This window comes from Afipia sp. DC4300-2b1 (genome assembly GCF_049895725.1).
GTDB classification, from domain to species: Bacteria; Pseudomonadota; Alphaproteobacteria; order Rhizobiales; family Xanthobacteraceae; genus Afipia; species Afipia broomeae.
Map to the genome: position 1 here is coordinate 1,317,586 of NZ_JAFCSX010000001.1, position 13,289 is coordinate 1,330,874.

15 protein-coding genes are annotated in these 13,289 nt (G+C 52.6%); 7 read left to right on the forward strand and 8 right to left on the reverse strand.

Annotated elements, in window-relative coordinates:
- Positions 1-65: 65 nt before the first annotated feature.
- A complete protein-coding gene (locus ACP7AL_RS06565) occupies positions 66-236 on the reverse strand; it encodes a carotenoid oxygenase family protein (protein WP_425989947.1) in 171 nt (56 codons plus the stop codon).
- Positions 237-512: 276 nt separating this feature from the next.
- Between ACP7AL_RS06565 and ACP7AL_RS06570 the strand changes: the two genes are divergently transcribed.
- On the forward strand, positions 513-1,193 hold the full coding sequence (locus tag ACP7AL_RS06570; RefSeq protein ID WP_425989949.1) for a TetR/AcrR family transcriptional regulator: 681 nt from the start codon (positions 513-515) through the stop codon (positions 1,191-1,193).
- A gap of 11 nt (positions 1,194-1,204) precedes the next feature.
- Here ACP7AL_RS06570 and ACP7AL_RS06575 read toward each other — a convergent pair whose 3' ends face one another.
- Both ACP7AL_RS06575 and ACP7AL_RS06580 read right to left on the reverse strand, forming a co-directional pair.
- Positions 1,205-1,942, reverse strand: coding sequence for a flavin reductase family protein (locus ACP7AL_RS06575; protein WP_425989951.1), 738 nt, complete (start codon positions 1,940-1,942; stop codon positions 1,205-1,207).
- 53 nt (positions 1,943-1,995) lie between these two features.
- The gene (locus ACP7AL_RS06580) at positions 1,996-3,195 is read right to left on the reverse strand and encodes an ABC transporter substrate-binding protein (RefSeq protein ID WP_425989953.1); all 1,200 of its coding nucleotides are present in this window, start codon (positions 3,193-3,195) and stop codon (positions 1,996-1,998) included.
- A gap of 149 nt (positions 3,196-3,344) precedes the next feature.
- On the opposite strand from ACP7AL_RS06580, the gene ACP7AL_RS06585 reads away from it, so the two are divergent.
- Together ACP7AL_RS06585 and ACP7AL_RS06590 are read left to right on the forward strand one after the other, a co-directional pair.
- Positions 3,345-5,174, forward strand: coding sequence for an AMP-binding protein (locus ACP7AL_RS06585; protein ID WP_425989955.1), 1,830 nt, complete (start codon positions 3,345-3,347; stop codon positions 5,172-5,174).
- Positions 5,175-5,230: 56 nt separating this feature from the next.
- On the forward strand, positions 5,231-6,358 hold the full coding sequence (locus tag ACP7AL_RS06590) for an iron-containing alcohol dehydrogenase (RefSeq protein WP_425989957.1): 1,128 nt from the start codon (positions 5,231-5,233) through the stop codon (positions 6,356-6,358).
- 79 nt (positions 6,359-6,437) lie between these two features.
- Here ACP7AL_RS06590 and ACP7AL_RS06595 read toward each other — a convergent pair whose 3' ends face one another.
- Together ACP7AL_RS06595 and ACP7AL_RS06600 are read right to left on the reverse strand one after the other, a co-directional pair.
- Positions 6,438-6,893, reverse strand: a complete 456-nt coding sequence (locus tag ACP7AL_RS06595) for a MarR family winged helix-turn-helix transcriptional regulator (RefSeq protein ID WP_425989959.1) — start codon at positions 6,891-6,893, stop codon at positions 6,438-6,440.
- A gap of 40 nt (positions 6,894-6,933) precedes the next feature.
- Positions 6,934-8,496: a long-chain-fatty-acid--CoA ligase gene (locus tag ACP7AL_RS06600; RefSeq protein WP_425989961.1), complete on the reverse strand. Its 1,563-nt coding sequence runs from the start codon at positions 8,494-8,496 to the stop codon at positions 6,934-6,936.
- A 148-nt stretch (positions 8,497-8,644) separates the two neighbouring features.
- On the opposite strand from ACP7AL_RS06600, the gene ACP7AL_RS06605 reads away from it, so the two are divergent.
- Positions 8,645-9,493: an enoyl-CoA hydratase-related protein gene (locus ACP7AL_RS06605; RefSeq protein ID WP_425989963.1), complete on the forward strand. Its 849-nt coding sequence runs from the start codon at positions 8,645-8,647 to the stop codon at positions 9,491-9,493.
- Between the two features lie 80 nt (positions 9,494-9,573).
- Positions 9,574-10,476, forward strand: coding sequence for an NmrA family NAD(P)-binding protein (locus ACP7AL_RS06610; protein ID WP_425989965.1), 903 nt, complete (start codon positions 9,574-9,576; stop codon positions 10,474-10,476).
- 155 nt (positions 10,477-10,631) lie between these two features.
- On the opposite strand, the gene ACP7AL_RS06615 is transcribed toward ACP7AL_RS06610, so the two are convergent.
- The 3 genes from ACP7AL_RS06615 to ACP7AL_RS06625 form a co-directional block, all read right to left on the reverse strand.
- Positions 10,632-10,766, reverse strand: coding sequence for a hypothetical protein (locus tag ACP7AL_RS06615; RefSeq protein ID WP_425990044.1), 135 nt, complete (start codon positions 10,764-10,766; stop codon positions 10,632-10,634).
- 73 nt (positions 10,767-10,839) lie between these two features.
- Positions 10,840-11,538 (reverse strand): superinfection immunity protein, encoded by a 699-nt coding sequence (locus tag ACP7AL_RS06620; protein ID WP_425989967.1) that lies wholly within the window; start codon positions 11,536-11,538, stop codon positions 10,840-10,842.
- 253 nt (positions 11,539-11,791) lie between these two features.
- Complete coding sequence (locus ACP7AL_RS06625; protein WP_425989969.1) at positions 11,792-12,058, reverse strand: helix-turn-helix domain-containing protein; 267 nt, start codon at positions 12,056-12,058, stop codon at positions 11,792-11,794.
- A 146-nt stretch (positions 12,059-12,204) separates the two neighbouring features.
- On the opposite strand from ACP7AL_RS06625, the gene ACP7AL_RS06630 reads away from it, so the two are divergent.
- Together ACP7AL_RS06630 and ACP7AL_RS06635 are read left to right on the forward strand one after the other, a co-directional pair.
- A complete protein-coding gene (locus ACP7AL_RS06630; RefSeq protein WP_425989971.1) occupies positions 12,205-12,921 on the forward strand; it encodes a hypothetical protein in 717 nt (238 codons plus the stop codon).
- Between the two features lie 40 nt (positions 12,922-12,961).
- Positions 12,962-13,282, forward strand: coding sequence for an SHOCT domain-containing protein (locus ACP7AL_RS06635; RefSeq protein ID WP_425989973.1), 321 nt, complete (start codon positions 12,962-12,964; stop codon positions 13,280-13,282).
- Positions 13,283-13,289: the final 7 nt, after the last annotated feature.

Consider the following 13,289-nt stretch of genomic DNA (forward strand, 5'->3'; position numbering starts at 1 on the left):
CGCGATCCTAACTCGGCATCTCGTTTCGCAACTCATCGGGCTATTGCGACCGCTAGCTACAAACGTCACAAATCTAGCGTCCAGCAGTCATCTTGCGAAGGATCAATCGGGTTCGGTCCATTGCGTACGAAAGTGCCGCGAAGTTGCGCGGGAATTTCACCAATCACCTTAAGTTGCTGACAATCTGACTCTTGTTCAACTGGTGCGAAGCCACCCAAAAGGAAGGGATTGGACATTTTATCTCCCCTGCGTCGGACAGAGCGAAACTAACCCTAGCTATTGCTGCATAAAACATAGGTCACGAATCTTAACGCTGTCAAGTTTACCGCGGTATTGTAGAAGTTATTGGCGATGTCGAGGCATTCGAATAGTGGATTGGAAATGCCCGTGATAGACAAACGACTTAAATCGATTGCCGCGCTGTACAGTTGTGAATAGGCTGAGCCTCTAGGCCCTTTGCATAACAGGCATGCTGCTATCGTGTCGCAGCTTTTAGTTTCAAACAGTCAAACATGCAGAATGAAAAAAGACGCAAACGGCCATCATCCGACGCAAAAAAGCATCCCTCGGTTCGTGAGTCCTATCATCACGGAGAACTTGTCGCCGCCTTGGTCAAACAAGGACGGCTGCTTCTTGAGGAATCAGGCATAGGGGAATTGAGCCTGCGAGAGACCGCGCGCAGGGTCGGAGTTTCGCAGACCGCGCCACTTCATTATTTTGACAGCAAGGCGGGATTACTTGCCGCGATCGCATCGGTGGGCTTCCAAGAGCTTACCGATTTGAGACGAAAGTCCTCTCACAAAATTCCCGACCTTCGGGCCCGACTACGCGAACATATCAAGGAATATGTAAAGTTTGCGATCGCCAACCCGGGCTTGTTTCAACTTATGTTCGGACCAACGCTCGATAGATCGGAACACCCAGATTTGGCGCGCCTGGCTCTGGAATCTTATGCCGTGTTCGCCTCGGACGTGGAACAGTTTGTACTCAATGCTAACTGGCCCAAGAAGTACACTGCGCTTGCTACTGCAACTGCATGGTCCGTTGAGCATGGTTTAGCTAATCTGATTATTAGTCACCAAATACCGATGCCAATGGCTCCAATCAGTCATACGGTCATGATCTCAATTGCAACCGACGTTCTCCTCAACGGTTTGGATCTGCGGTTCGCGGCGCTTGATAAAAGAAAATAACCGACGTGAAGCTATTTTTTTCTTGGTGGCATTATCGCGTCGATGTCCGCTGCAAGTCGCTGTGTCGTTTCGACTTCTTCTGGCAACACGGTTGTTGAGATATCTGATATCTTTTTCCCAGCCATTATGTCTTCGTAAGTGATCCGGGGCAAAATCATCAAATCTCGGGTCTTTGAATAAATCCCACTCCCCCCCGGCATACGGCCGAGAAAATTAAGCCGATCATAATGGATGTACATTCGATCGAGATCGATCAAGTCGTCCCGCACATGCATCTCCACAACTTCGCCGAACAGAACCTTGTTACGTCCAATGTCGAGAGCTTCGATAAGCTCGCATTCTAGGTTGACGGGAGATTCCGCTATTCGCGGAGGCTTAATCTGGCGAGAGGGCAATAGCGAGATTCCCATTGCATCAATTTCGCTTTTATCTGATGGGAAGGCCGCGCCAGCTATCGTCATGGGCTCTGCAAGCTCTTCGGTGACCATGTTAACAACAAACTGCCTCGTTGCTAGTACGTTCGCGCGCGTGTCTTTCACGCGAAGCGGATTGATACTGTGCGTTCCGGGGGAAAAGGCAACAATAGGCGGGTTACTCCCGAGTGCATTGAAGAAGCTAAAGGGAGCGGCGTTTACCTCGCCCTGCTCGTTAGTCGTTGTTATGAGGGCTATCGGCCTTGGCACAACTGTACCAGTGATTAAATTGTAGCGCTCGCGGGCGCCGAGTGTTCGCATGTCGAATCGAGCCATAGATCATTTCCTCACATAAGACGGATGCTCAACGGAGCTTGAAAATCTGGAATTTACTCTTCAATTAGTTCGCCCACACTCTCCCAGCCTTTACCGTTGAAACGTCGCATCTGTTCCTTCTTGATGAGGACGTAGTCTGTAGGGCTCGTAGAAATTGAGATTCCCGGGAGTAGCAACGGTAGCGTCAGATTTTTTAGACTCGTTGCTTTTGCCATCACATTTGTGCGCGACAAATCGTTGCCGCAGGCCTTCAGCACTTCGACCATCGTCTGAGCCGCTGAATATGCCATAATGGCTGTCGTATCGGCGAGATCACCCTCCGGTAAGTACTTGGCCATGAAGGCGAGATATTCCTTCATGCCCAGATCATTTTCCCACTGAGGATCAAAAGTGGTTTTGGTATAGGCGAGCGACATTAACCCCGTGGAATTGTCTAAGCCCGCGGGGCGCAGCACTGCGGCGATCGAAACTGCAATGCTGCTCAAGAACTGCGTCGGAACCCATCCGATTTCACGGGATTTTCTGATGGCCTGCGCAGCGAATTTTGGCGAGCTGATATTAAAGAATACGTTTGCTCCGGATGCTGCCAAAGAAACAACTTGAGAGTCTACAGTCGGGTCCATTACGTCGTAAGACAATTTACTCACAATGGTTGCAGACGTGCCCGCGAAATTTTCTTCAAAGCCTTTTAGGTAATCTTTTCCAAGATCGTCTGCTTGGTAAAGAATTGCGACTTTCGCGTTTGGAATTTTTTCCACCACATACTTAGACATGATCCTGGCCTCCGTGCGATATGACGGAATCCACGCCATGGACCATGGCGATGATTTATAATCTTGCCACCTCGACGCGCCTGACGCGATAAATAGTTGAGGCACTTTTTTAGTGTTGAGATACTTTTGAACTGCCGCGTTGGTCGCCGTACCGAGCGAGCCGAAAATCAACAAAACCTCATCGCTTTCGACGAGGCGCCTGACCTGTTCGACCGTTTTCGGCGGAGAAAAATTGTCATCAAGAGAGATTAGATTGATTTTCCGTCCGTTGATTCCGCCATTGTCGTTTATCATACGGAAATACGCCGACTGCACCTTGCCCGCGATGCTGAAACCCGAGACAGGTCCGCTGTACGGCATTGTTTGACCTATCTTGATTTCGGTGTCGGTTACACCTGGCGTCTCATTGGCAACACTTCGACCCGTTGACAAAATTGTCATCACTAGTGTGATGACGGAACCCACTTTTAAAAGACTCATTTCCAACGTCCTCGGCTTGAAACGCTTCAACTACCTAGTCAGCGCTTTTTTACTTGACGCCGTTAAGATCAGAATGCATCCTCATCTTAACACTGTCAAGTCGAACGCGAAGCTTTTAGAGTACCCGCGATACGCCCGGGAGCGACTGAGTGGTTGATGGCATTTATCGCGAAACAAACTTCGCGCCGCGTGAGGTGGTGCTGTCTCGCGACAGCGACGGAACAATCTTTTTAAATTCCCCGATTAAGTTAGAAACGTACGAGCGATCGCTGTGCGAATACCTTCGGACTTGGGCAAGCGACGAGCCTGACCGCATTTTCCTTGCACAGCGTTCCAACCAAGGGTCGTGGGAAACGATCACATATTCTCGGACTTGGGCACTCGTGCAATCGGTCGGGCAGTATTTTCTCGACATCGAACTTGGGCAAGGCCGACCCATCGCCATTCTGACCGGAAATTCTATAGAACATGCGGTAATGATGCTTGCCGGGCTTGCCGTGGGTGTCCCGGTAGCACCAATCTCGCCGAACTATAGTTTTATGTCCGGAGGCTTGGAAAAGCTCCGCGAAATTGGTGCCGTACTTTGCCCGGCATTAGTGTTCTCACAAGACGCCAAGAAAACCGCGACAGCGCGATCTCTGCCTGAGTTTAACTCAGTGCCCTGGGTTTCCGTTGTTCCAGATCCAAAGTGCATTTCTTTTGAAGAAATCTGTCTGACAAAAACTACAGCGGCTTTCCTAGACGCCTTTGCGGCGGTGGGACCCGATACTGTGGCGAAGATTCTCTTCACTTCAGGATCGACTGGTAAGCCCAAAGGCGTGATCAATACTCAAAAAATGCTCTGTGCTTCCGTTGCGATGTCAGCGTTAGTCGCACCTGCTGTTTCCGACCCGGTGCAGGTGGAATGGATGCCATGGCACCACACCATGGGGGGCAATGCCACCCTAAACTCTATCTTGAAGAACGGCGGCACTCTCTACATCGACGACGGTCGACCGACGCAAGAAGGATTTGCTAAATCGATTGAGAATATTAAGGCCATATCACCTACCTCTATACAAACCGTACCGGCAGGCTTCACGCAACTCATCGCGGCCTTGCGCTCTGACGCAGGTTTCAGACAATCCTTCTTTTTAAGAATAAGCCGTGTTTCATATGGAGGTTCGGCAGTTGCTGATGGTCAGATCGACATCTTCCAAGAAATAGCACTTGCCACGATAGGCAAGAAGATTCCGGTGATGTCTGGATATGGAGCAACTGAAACCGCACCTACGGTTTGCGTTACGCATTGGCCAAGTGAGCATGCGGGCGAGATAGGGCTGCCGGTCCCTGGCGTTACGTTGAAGCTCTTGCCTCTTGATGATCAGCGATTTGAACTTCGCGTCGCTGGCCCAAACGTTACTCCGGGCTACCTGAATTCTCCGGAACTTACCAAAGCCGCCTTCGATGAAGACGGGTATTTCCGCCTCGGGGACGCCGTAGCTTTCACAGACCCAACTAAGCCCGAGATGGGCTTAAAATTTGTAGGACGTGTCTCTGAAAATTTCAAACTTGCAACGGGTACATGGGTCTTGGTTGGAATGGTAAGGCTCGCGCTTATCCATGCGGCCTCGCCAACTTTGCTAGATGTCGTAGTAGCCGGAGAAAATCATGAAGAGGTTGCAATCCTTGCGTGGCCAAACCCAAAAGTACCCGACGAAATCTTATCTGATCCGTCAAGCAAGAATGATCCCGACAAACTGGCTATGGACGAGGGATTGCGAAGTTTTGTGCGCGACGCGCTAAAAAACTATAATAGATCTCAAGGATCAAGCGGACGCGTCGCAGCTTTCATGTTGCTTAGCGAGCCCCCGTCATTGGCAGCAGGGGAGATAACCGACAAAACATACATCAACCAAAAGGCTGTATTGGAAAGGCGAAAAATACTCGTCGATCAGTTGTTTACGAAATCGGCTATCTCAAGCGTTGTTCGCGTTTAATCGTTTCAATCCCTCTCGGCATTATGCGCATAACTGGATCATTCAAATTCCCGCCGATGGACCGAATAATATTCGGTACTCCGTGCGTTGATGCCGTAAGTTCTGAAGTCGAACGTGCAAACGCAAAGAGAGTATTAGTTTTTGCGAGCTCTTCGCTCAATAGAGGTACCCAGGCAGTAGAAGAGTTGCGACTTGCCTTGGGATCTCGCCACGTCAAAACCATTGATAAGTTTGGTAGCTTCGCAGACTGTAAGGCAGCGACAGTTCTCGCGGCCGACGCACGCGCGGACTTTATTGTAGCTGTCGGGGGCGGCACAATAATCGACACGGCGAAAATCGTTGCATTATCGATTCAGTCTGGTTTCGCAAAGCGACGTGATGAGGCGCAGCTTGTACCCGATTACGACGCCGATTTGCCTTTGTTTGAAATCGAGAATAGCCCGGTGCGCATACGCGTTGTTGCGGTACCGACAACTCTTTCATCGACTGCTTATAGCGCACAAACTGCATGGCTTGAAAATAGCCCTCAGCTGACAGGCCCCTCGTTTCAAATTGGCCGCATGCCCGACGTAACCGTTATAGATCCAGAAGTAACCTTACATACGCCCGAAAAATTGTGGTTTGGCTCAGGCATGGGCGCAATCGGACAAGGAATCAGTGCCATTCTCTCTCCGGAAGGAAACCCACTCGTGGATGGCGCTGCGCTTCAGGGAATTCGACTGACGCGACTCGGTTTAGTTGAATTAAGGAGAAACCCTCAGGATGTAGATGCGCGACGACATTGCCTCTACGGGGCGTGGCTTGCTTCTTTCGGGATGCACACCTCAATGAAATTTAGTATTATTCACGCCATCGCAGGCGCGCTGAAAAATAATTTCGGTATTCCTCATCATCTCTCGTCAGGCCCACTGCTTCCAGCTTTATTGGACCATACTTTGTCAGAGACACGGGACACGCAGAAGCTGATTGGTGAGCAGATCGGCACTAGGCGTATGAGCGCTGCAACTGGCATCTCGAGGCTTCTTCAAAAACTTGGTCTTCCGCGTCGGCTTTCCGAATTGGGGATTGATCGAAGTAACTTACAGATCATCGCTCGAACAACCATGACGGAAAGATACCCGCTCGGTCAGCGGGAAAAGCACGACGCTTCTGACATTCTAAAAATTCTGGACCTCGCCGCCTAGGGCTGGTTGTCAGAGAATCGGTCAGTCAGCACTGGGCATTCCTAAGTCCGCGCGAAAAATCCGCTGGTCCGATTTCCGCTTATCTAGATTTGAAATGGGCGAGCGAAACATCCAGCGTTTTGGAGAGAGCTGCCGCTTCCGCCTTGCCCAACAGTTCGTAAACATGGTCGTGAGCGGCTTTCCAAAGTGGAGCCGCGCGCCAAAGCAGCTTGCGCCCGGAAGATGTAAGCGCAATTATTTTTGACCGACGGTCGCGATCATGAGTGATCATTCTGACCAACTTGCGCTTTTCGAGAGGCTTCAGGTTTCGGTTCAGCGTGGTAGGGTCCATGCTCAATTCAGTTGCCAGAGCCGACACGCTGAGGGGAGCCTTGCTGATTTCCAGATGGGCGAGCAACCCAAACTGGGTAATGCGAATACCCGACGGGGCAAGGAACTCATCGTAGATTTGCGTGGTTTGTCGCGCACCCTTGCGCAAGCCTAGACAAATACACTGTGCAAAGTCCTCGGCAACGAGTTCTATTTTTTTGGTCATGTGCCTTTTCATTCAAGAGAGTTGGCCAGCGGCACTGGGATCAGTTGACTTGCCGATCCATATTCTCCCAGTATTTTTTTCTCAGTTCACGTTTGATGATCTTTCCAGATGAATTTCGCGGAAGAGATTCCAGAACGTCCACCGATTTTGGAACCTTGTAGCCTGCGAGGTGCTGGCGGCAGTGATCCAGAACGGACGCTGAGTCATAGATATCGCTCTGCTTCACCACAATGATCGCTTTGGTCGCTTCTCCCCAGTGCGGATCCGGCACGCCGATAACGGCGGCATCAGCAACGAGCGGATGATCTAAAAGAACACTCTCAATTTCAGCAGGGTAGATATTTTCGCCCCCGGATACAATGAGATCCTTCAAACGGTCGCAGATGTAAAGGTAACCTTGGTCGTCCAGGTAGCCCACGTCGCCGGTGTGAAACCAACCGCTTCTCAAGGCGTTGGCGGTTTCCGTCGGTAGTTTCCAATAGCCCTTCATCACCTGAGGAGACCGGCAAAGAATCTCACCAGTCTGGCGCGTAGCCATAGCTTGGCCCTTGCTATTGACTATTTTCAAATCCACGCCGTCCAGCGGTTTTCCGCAGGACGCGCCGTTCTGAAGGGCGGCAGATTTGTGATCATCCGCGCTCAAGGCAGTAATCACGCCCGTCGTTTCCGTTAAGCCAAATATCTGCACGAAGCCGGCGGCGGGAAATGCGCGCATGGCTCTTACCAGCAATGCCTTGGGCATGGGTGAGGCGCCATACACGACGGTTCGAAGCGCGGGGAGATCGGCGACCTGCGGCTCGATTGCGCCCAGAAGGCCTTGAATCATGGCGGGAACAAAAAGAGCGACGGTAACAGCTTCACGTTTCATCGTTTCCAATATGACCGCCGGAACGAAGTCCTGAACGATCACGTTCCGGGCACCGGCGAGGAATCCGAGAATTCCCGTTCCGCAGCCAGCAACATGAAACAGGGGCGGCGCAATAAACAGAACGTCTGACTCTTTCAATTCGCCGAATGCCTCCACGGCACGGGGCAACGAGGCGAGCATGTTCTTGTGAGTGAGCTGCGCGCCCTTGGGATTACCCGTTGTTCCGCTGGTATAGATCTGCAGAAAGACATCATCCTCCTGCGGATTCGCGGCGGCCTGTGTATCGGCATTGGCATCCCGCCATCGCGCATAGTCGGACATCGAAATGATCTGCTTGAGGGCAGGTAGCGACGGACGGAGCTGACGCGCAACCTCGGCAAATTCGTCGCCCACAAATAAAATCTCCGCTTCGGAGTCGTTAAGCAAAAACTGCAGTTCGGGCCGCGCAAGCCTAAAATTGACAGGGACCAACGCCGCGCGGGCCTTTGCTGCGCCCAAGCATACTTGGAAGAAAATATCGCTTGTTTTGTCCAAGACTGCGATCCGCGAGCCGGGCTGAATTCCCATAGCGGCAAGTCCGTTCGCAACACGATTAGACAATAGGTTCAGCTCTTTATAAGTGCTGCCCGTACCTGCGAAGCTCAAAGCGGTCTGACCAGACTGCCGCTGTGCCTGATAAGAAATAATGTCAGCGACAGTCCGTATTCCGGCGGCTGCAAATCGCTCGAAGTTCATTCAATCGGCCTTTCGCTCTGGACAATGTCTGACAGCGGCAAAAGTCATGCCGCCTTGACGGCATCCTTTAGCTGCATATACAGTAATTTATCTGCATATACAGTAAAAAATTTGGCATCAATCCAAACTTAAACTCCGGGAGCAGACGATGTCCGAAGCGCCGTTTAGGGTAGAAATCGAGGATCAGGTTGCGACGGTTACGTTGTCGCGCCCAGACTATTCAAACAGCCTCACGGGTGAATTCTGGGATCAATTCCCGATCGCCCTTGAGAAGACGTGGGATGCATCGGCCGTGCGCGCCATTGTCCTCGCGGGCGACGGAAAGCATTTCTGTTCGGGGATCGACACCGCATTCATATCGAAAATGGTCGTTCCGCCCGCCGCCGAGGCGGGCCGGCAGCGGGTTCGTGTTTTTATTATAGGGCGGAAGATGCAGGCGGTGATCACATCCATCGCGAACACGCCTGTGCCGGTCATTGCCGCCGCGCAGGGAGCGTGTCTGGGAGCAGGGCTGGATCTCTTTACGGCATGCGATCTGAGATACTGCACGGCTGATGCATTTTTTGCGATCCAGGAAATTCAGGTCGGAGTTGCCGACGATATCGGTGCCCTTCAACGTTTGCCGCGGCTCATCCCTGACGGAATAGCGAGAGAGATGGCCTTCACAGGCCGGAAGTTAACCGCCGATCGAGCGAAAGCATTCGGTCTTGTTTCCGAGGTCTTTGAAACAACCGAAGCGATGCAATTGGCCGTCGCCAAGGTCGCGAAAGAGATAGCAGCGAAGTCCCCGCTTGCCGTATGGGGATCGAAGCAGATGCTGAACTACAACTACGGTCATACAACGGACGATGCCCTGCATCATGCGATCATGTGTGGCGCCGCGATATTTCAACCCGATGACGTCCTCACGAGCATCGATGCGATGACACAGCGTCAGCAGCCGGTCTACGACGATCTGATCGCGCGACCGAAGTCGTTCGCGGACATCGGTAGGTGATGAGATCGCTCACCGGCGCCGATGCCGGAATGAGCGGTCAATCGAACTGAATCATAAATCAAGCGATCGAAGAGGTTCCGATGAAACACTCAGTGCCGATATTTGTCGTCGGAGGAACGGGACGTCACGGAGGGACCGGCCGAATGGTGGTTCGGTCGCTGCTCGACCGGTTGATCCCTGTTCGCGCTTTGGCGCGGACGCGCGACGACCGCGCCGATGATCTGGAAAAGCTTGGGGCCGAGGTCGTCATCGGTGATCTAACTGATCGACAAAGATTGATCGCGGCGCTGTACGGCATTGAGACCGCGTACTTCACCTATCCTATCGCCGGCGGCATTATTGAAGCTGCGGCGAGCTTTGCCTCGGCGGCGAGATCGGCTGGCGTGAAACGGGTGGTGGTGATGTCGATGGCCCCCGCGACCCCTATGAGTCCCAGTCACCTTGGCCGCGCCCAGTGGCTGGCGGAAGAAATCATCGGCTTTAGCGGTGTTCAGTGTCTGAGCTTGCGTATCGCAGGCGTGTTCTTCGAGAACATCGAATTGCTCCACAGATCGGAGATCAAAAGCGATCGCGCCATATTGAACGCGTTTACCGATATTCCAGTGAACTGGCTGGCGGGAGAGGACGTGGCCCGCTTTGCAGTGGAAGCGCTGGTCCATCCGGAAAAGTTCGGCGATCAAACCGCCGTATATCCCGGCTCGCCTGAACCGTATACCCAATCGCAGGTCGCAGCCGCCATAAGCGATTTTCTCGGTGAAAGCGTCCGGCACAGGACGATATCGCAGTCCGAATGGCATGACCGAATTCTGGAATTGACCAAGCATGACGTGCGCATCAGCCGCGACATGGCCGGTCATATCTCCGCAGTCGCCGCGCATCTCAAGGAGCCTTTCAAACCGAACGACCTCATTGCCGAAATTACAGGAACACCTCCGATGTCGCTCACGGACGCCTTGAATTCCGGGGTGATCAAGCTCACGTAGGGCTCAACAATGCTTCTGGATGGCCGCTGCTCGACTGGCCACCTTGGTCCGTACCAGTTCTGACGACTCACTAAGATCGTTTCAGGTATTGGCGACTGCATTCCGAGCGCAGGGTTGCCTTTTTACACCGGCGCGCGCGTGGCCGCAATTTGCCTTCAGTGAGCGATCATCTCCGTGACGAGTAGGAATGGCGCGCGCGACCGGCGGACCCGAGCAAGGATCCAGGCGCCCTCTAGAGCTATCGTGACGCTTTCTGCGCGTCGCATCGCCACTTTGCGGGGGAAGCCCAGGCGAACCGCGTTGCGACAACCTGGCTACCGAGCCGAGCCGTTTGACGCACCGCGATAGTCGCCTTTCCCAAGTTTAACGGAGCGCATCCAATATCTGAAGCATGGCTCTAAGCTGCCTCGCTACTGACGTGCACCACTGGGTGGCCAATTGGAGCTGGCGTTGCTTCTCGCTCAGCCATTCGGATTCCGTCATCGTGTAGCGCAACCCTCCGGCAACCCTTTCTGTTGGCCGATTAGGGTAGTGAATAAACTCCAGGGCATCCCAGATCTTGTGGTATTCGGCACTCTTGAGCCAACTGTTAGGATCATCCATTATCGCCTTACGATCGATCTTAGCGTTCTCAGCGGCAAGATAGATTGCGCGATGCAATCTGGCGTCATCGGCTTCTGGCAGTTTGGCATTCAAGATTTTCTGGCTCTCGCAAAGGTACGCTTTGTCCCCAAGGTCTCGATAGGCTGCGATGTGTTCGCGCGTAATGTTCGGATAGAGTTCTTGAGCCGGCACATCTGACGAAAAGGTCGCGCTTGTCGCCCAAATCGCTCCAACGAATATGACTGCTGTGGTCGATTTTGTCGTCGCGGACGTCGCCGACCATATCAACGCTCCAAGCCAGCCAATAATCGACCAGCCCAAGAAAAGGTTGATAACGAGAATAGCGTGCCTGTTCGCATGCCAACGCTGATACGCAATAAAGGCCGGTAGCAGATAGATGAACAAGCCGAACATGGTGCCGAGAACGACTGCACCACTGCCGCCATAGGCCGCGCCCACGGGTGCAACTGAGTTGTTCCGCAAAATCGGATCAACGTAATTTGCCAGTCTTATTAGAGCGTGAATCGGTAGGTGTAGAATGCCGAAAATATCCGCTTCGGGTCAATTTCGGACTTGGGCACTGGCAGTTACGGTGTCAGCTCTACACTCGAAAGCAGATATGAAATTCGGCAAACGCGGCCGGTAGCCACGGCCATTAGCGATAAGCACTAGCAGGCGAAGTCATACGGTCCCGTCCAACATAAACGCTGGATTACCTTTTAAAGCGCCGACCCGACGGCTTCTCCGTTGGCTTCTTGTCGGATGTCCGACTTAACGGCTTCAGAAATGCGTCCGGCGGTACGCCTAGTTTCCTCGCAAATTTCTCGACAATCTCTAGACCCACATAGGTCAAACTGCGCTCGATTTTGCTTACGTGAGCGCGATCGACGTCCGCCTCATAGGCCAATTCCTCTTGGGAAAGGCCCTTTTCATGCCGGATGCGGCGCAGATTCGCGGCAAATAGCTGGCGGATGTCCATGGTTTAGACAACCGCTTCGTGGGTTTGTGCCCCACGGCTTTAAAACCGAAATCCGTCCTAACCATTGCAAATCACGTCTTGTGAAACTCGGTCTTAAAGCCACATAATTGGTCCGCACGCCAAGTCCAGTTGTGGGGATAAGCAGAATGAGACCTAGACGCAATACTTTGATATCACTTTGGTTTTTTCCATGGCTTTGGATATCAAACGCTTCGGCTTCCCCGACCTGCGAAGACAGAGAGGTCATCGACCGCCTGGAAGAGCGGTTGAAATGCGCGAGCACCATAAAGTGCTCCGGCATGGGCTTCGAAAATTCGAAGGCTTGGGCCAATGCAACGGATGAAGTGCTCGAAGAGAATTCAGTCAGGATCAAGCAAGAGCGCATTTCATCTGAGTTCAGCGCGACAAAAAAATCGGCGTGGAGTGCGATGTTCGAATTACGCCGCCAAACGCTGTTCGGAATGCGAAGCTTTTTCCGATCGTTCTCGTTGACAGCGAGGACTGTCGATTACAATCCGGCACGCGGACGATATGAGTGCCGAGCCAGCCTATCCTTCGATCGCGACACTCTTGATGCCGCATTCTTATGGACTGCATTATTCGGTGTTTATGCGGATGAGTATGCTGCGAGAGCCGACAGTCAGATAGATCGTGGCATCGATCCTATGCCTGAGATCATGGATGGAGTGCGCGTGCTGGTCGCCTACCAGAAGCGATGCATGAGCGATACCAGACGCTTTGCACTTCAGCCGACAGACTCCGACGTTCTGATTGTCCTCTATCCGGGCTTTTACGTTCCCGGCTGTATGCCGACACCCGCGAGCAATAAGACGGAGTCCTTCCTGCTGGGTGTAAGGAACTGAACGAGCGGCTGCGATTCAATAAGCGAGAGGATTTTAAGGGATGTCAGAAGTTGCAAACATTGCGCTAGAGATTGAGAAACTCGACGAACTGCGAGCTCGAAAAGTGATTACCGATGAAGAATTCGCAGACCGGAAAGCAAAGCTTCTGGCGACAACAAAGCCGGGCAATCCTCCAAAGCAAAAGCGACCGGGCACAACACTAGCAGTCTCAGTTATCGCTGTATCTTTGCTGGCGGGTGCTGCATATGGGTACGCATCCGGCCAGCACCCCAGGCACGATGACTACCGCGAAGCGCTCAGGCAGCAACGGCGGCCTTTGACCGTTGGTTCGCCTTCCAATTCCAGGGAAGCAATTCGTTGACTTTGTT

Coding starts and splice junctions, on each gene's coding strand:
- ACP7AL_RS06630 (WP_425989971.1), top strand. CDS start 12,205: ATGAGACCTAGACGCAATACTTTGATATCACTTTGGTTTTTTCCATGG.
- ACP7AL_RS06625 (WP_425989969.1), bottom strand. CDS start 12,058: ATGGACATCCGCCAGCTATTTGCCGCGAATCTGCGCCGCATCCGGCAT.
- ACP7AL_RS06595 (WP_425989959.1), bottom strand. CDS start 6,893: ATGACCAAAAAAATAGAACTCGTTGCCGAGGACTTTGCACAGTGTATT.
- ACP7AL_RS06565 (WP_425989947.1), bottom strand. CDS start 236: ATGTCCAATCCCTTCCTTTTGGGTGGCTTCGCACCAGTTGAACAAGAG.
- ACP7AL_RS06580 (WP_425989953.1), bottom strand. CDS start 3,195: ATGAGTCTTTTAAAAGTGGGTTCCGTCATCACACTAGTGATGACAATT.
- ACP7AL_RS06610 (WP_425989965.1), top strand. CDS start 9,574: ATGAAACACTCAGTGCCGATATTTGTCGTCGGAGGAACGGGACGTCAC.
- ACP7AL_RS06600 (WP_425989961.1), bottom strand. CDS start 8,496: ATGAACTTCGAGCGATTTGCAGCCGCCGGAATACGGACTGTCGCTGAC.
- ACP7AL_RS06590 (WP_425989957.1), top strand. CDS start 5,231: ATGGACCGAATAATATTCGGTACTCCGTGCGTTGATGCCGTAAGTTCT.
- ACP7AL_RS06605 (WP_425989963.1), top strand. CDS start 8,645: ATGTCCGAAGCGCCGTTTAGGGTAGAAATCGAGGATCAGGTTGCGACG.
- ACP7AL_RS06575 (WP_425989951.1), bottom strand. CDS start 1,942: ATGGCTCGATTCGACATGCGAACACTCGGCGCCCGCGAGCGCTACAAT.
- ACP7AL_RS06570 (WP_425989949.1), top strand. CDS start 513: ATGCAGAATGAAAAAAGACGCAAACGGCCATCATCCGACGCAAAAAAG.
- ACP7AL_RS06635 (WP_425989973.1), top strand. CDS start 12,962: ATGTCAGAAGTTGCAAACATTGCGCTAGAGATTGAGAAACTCGACGAA.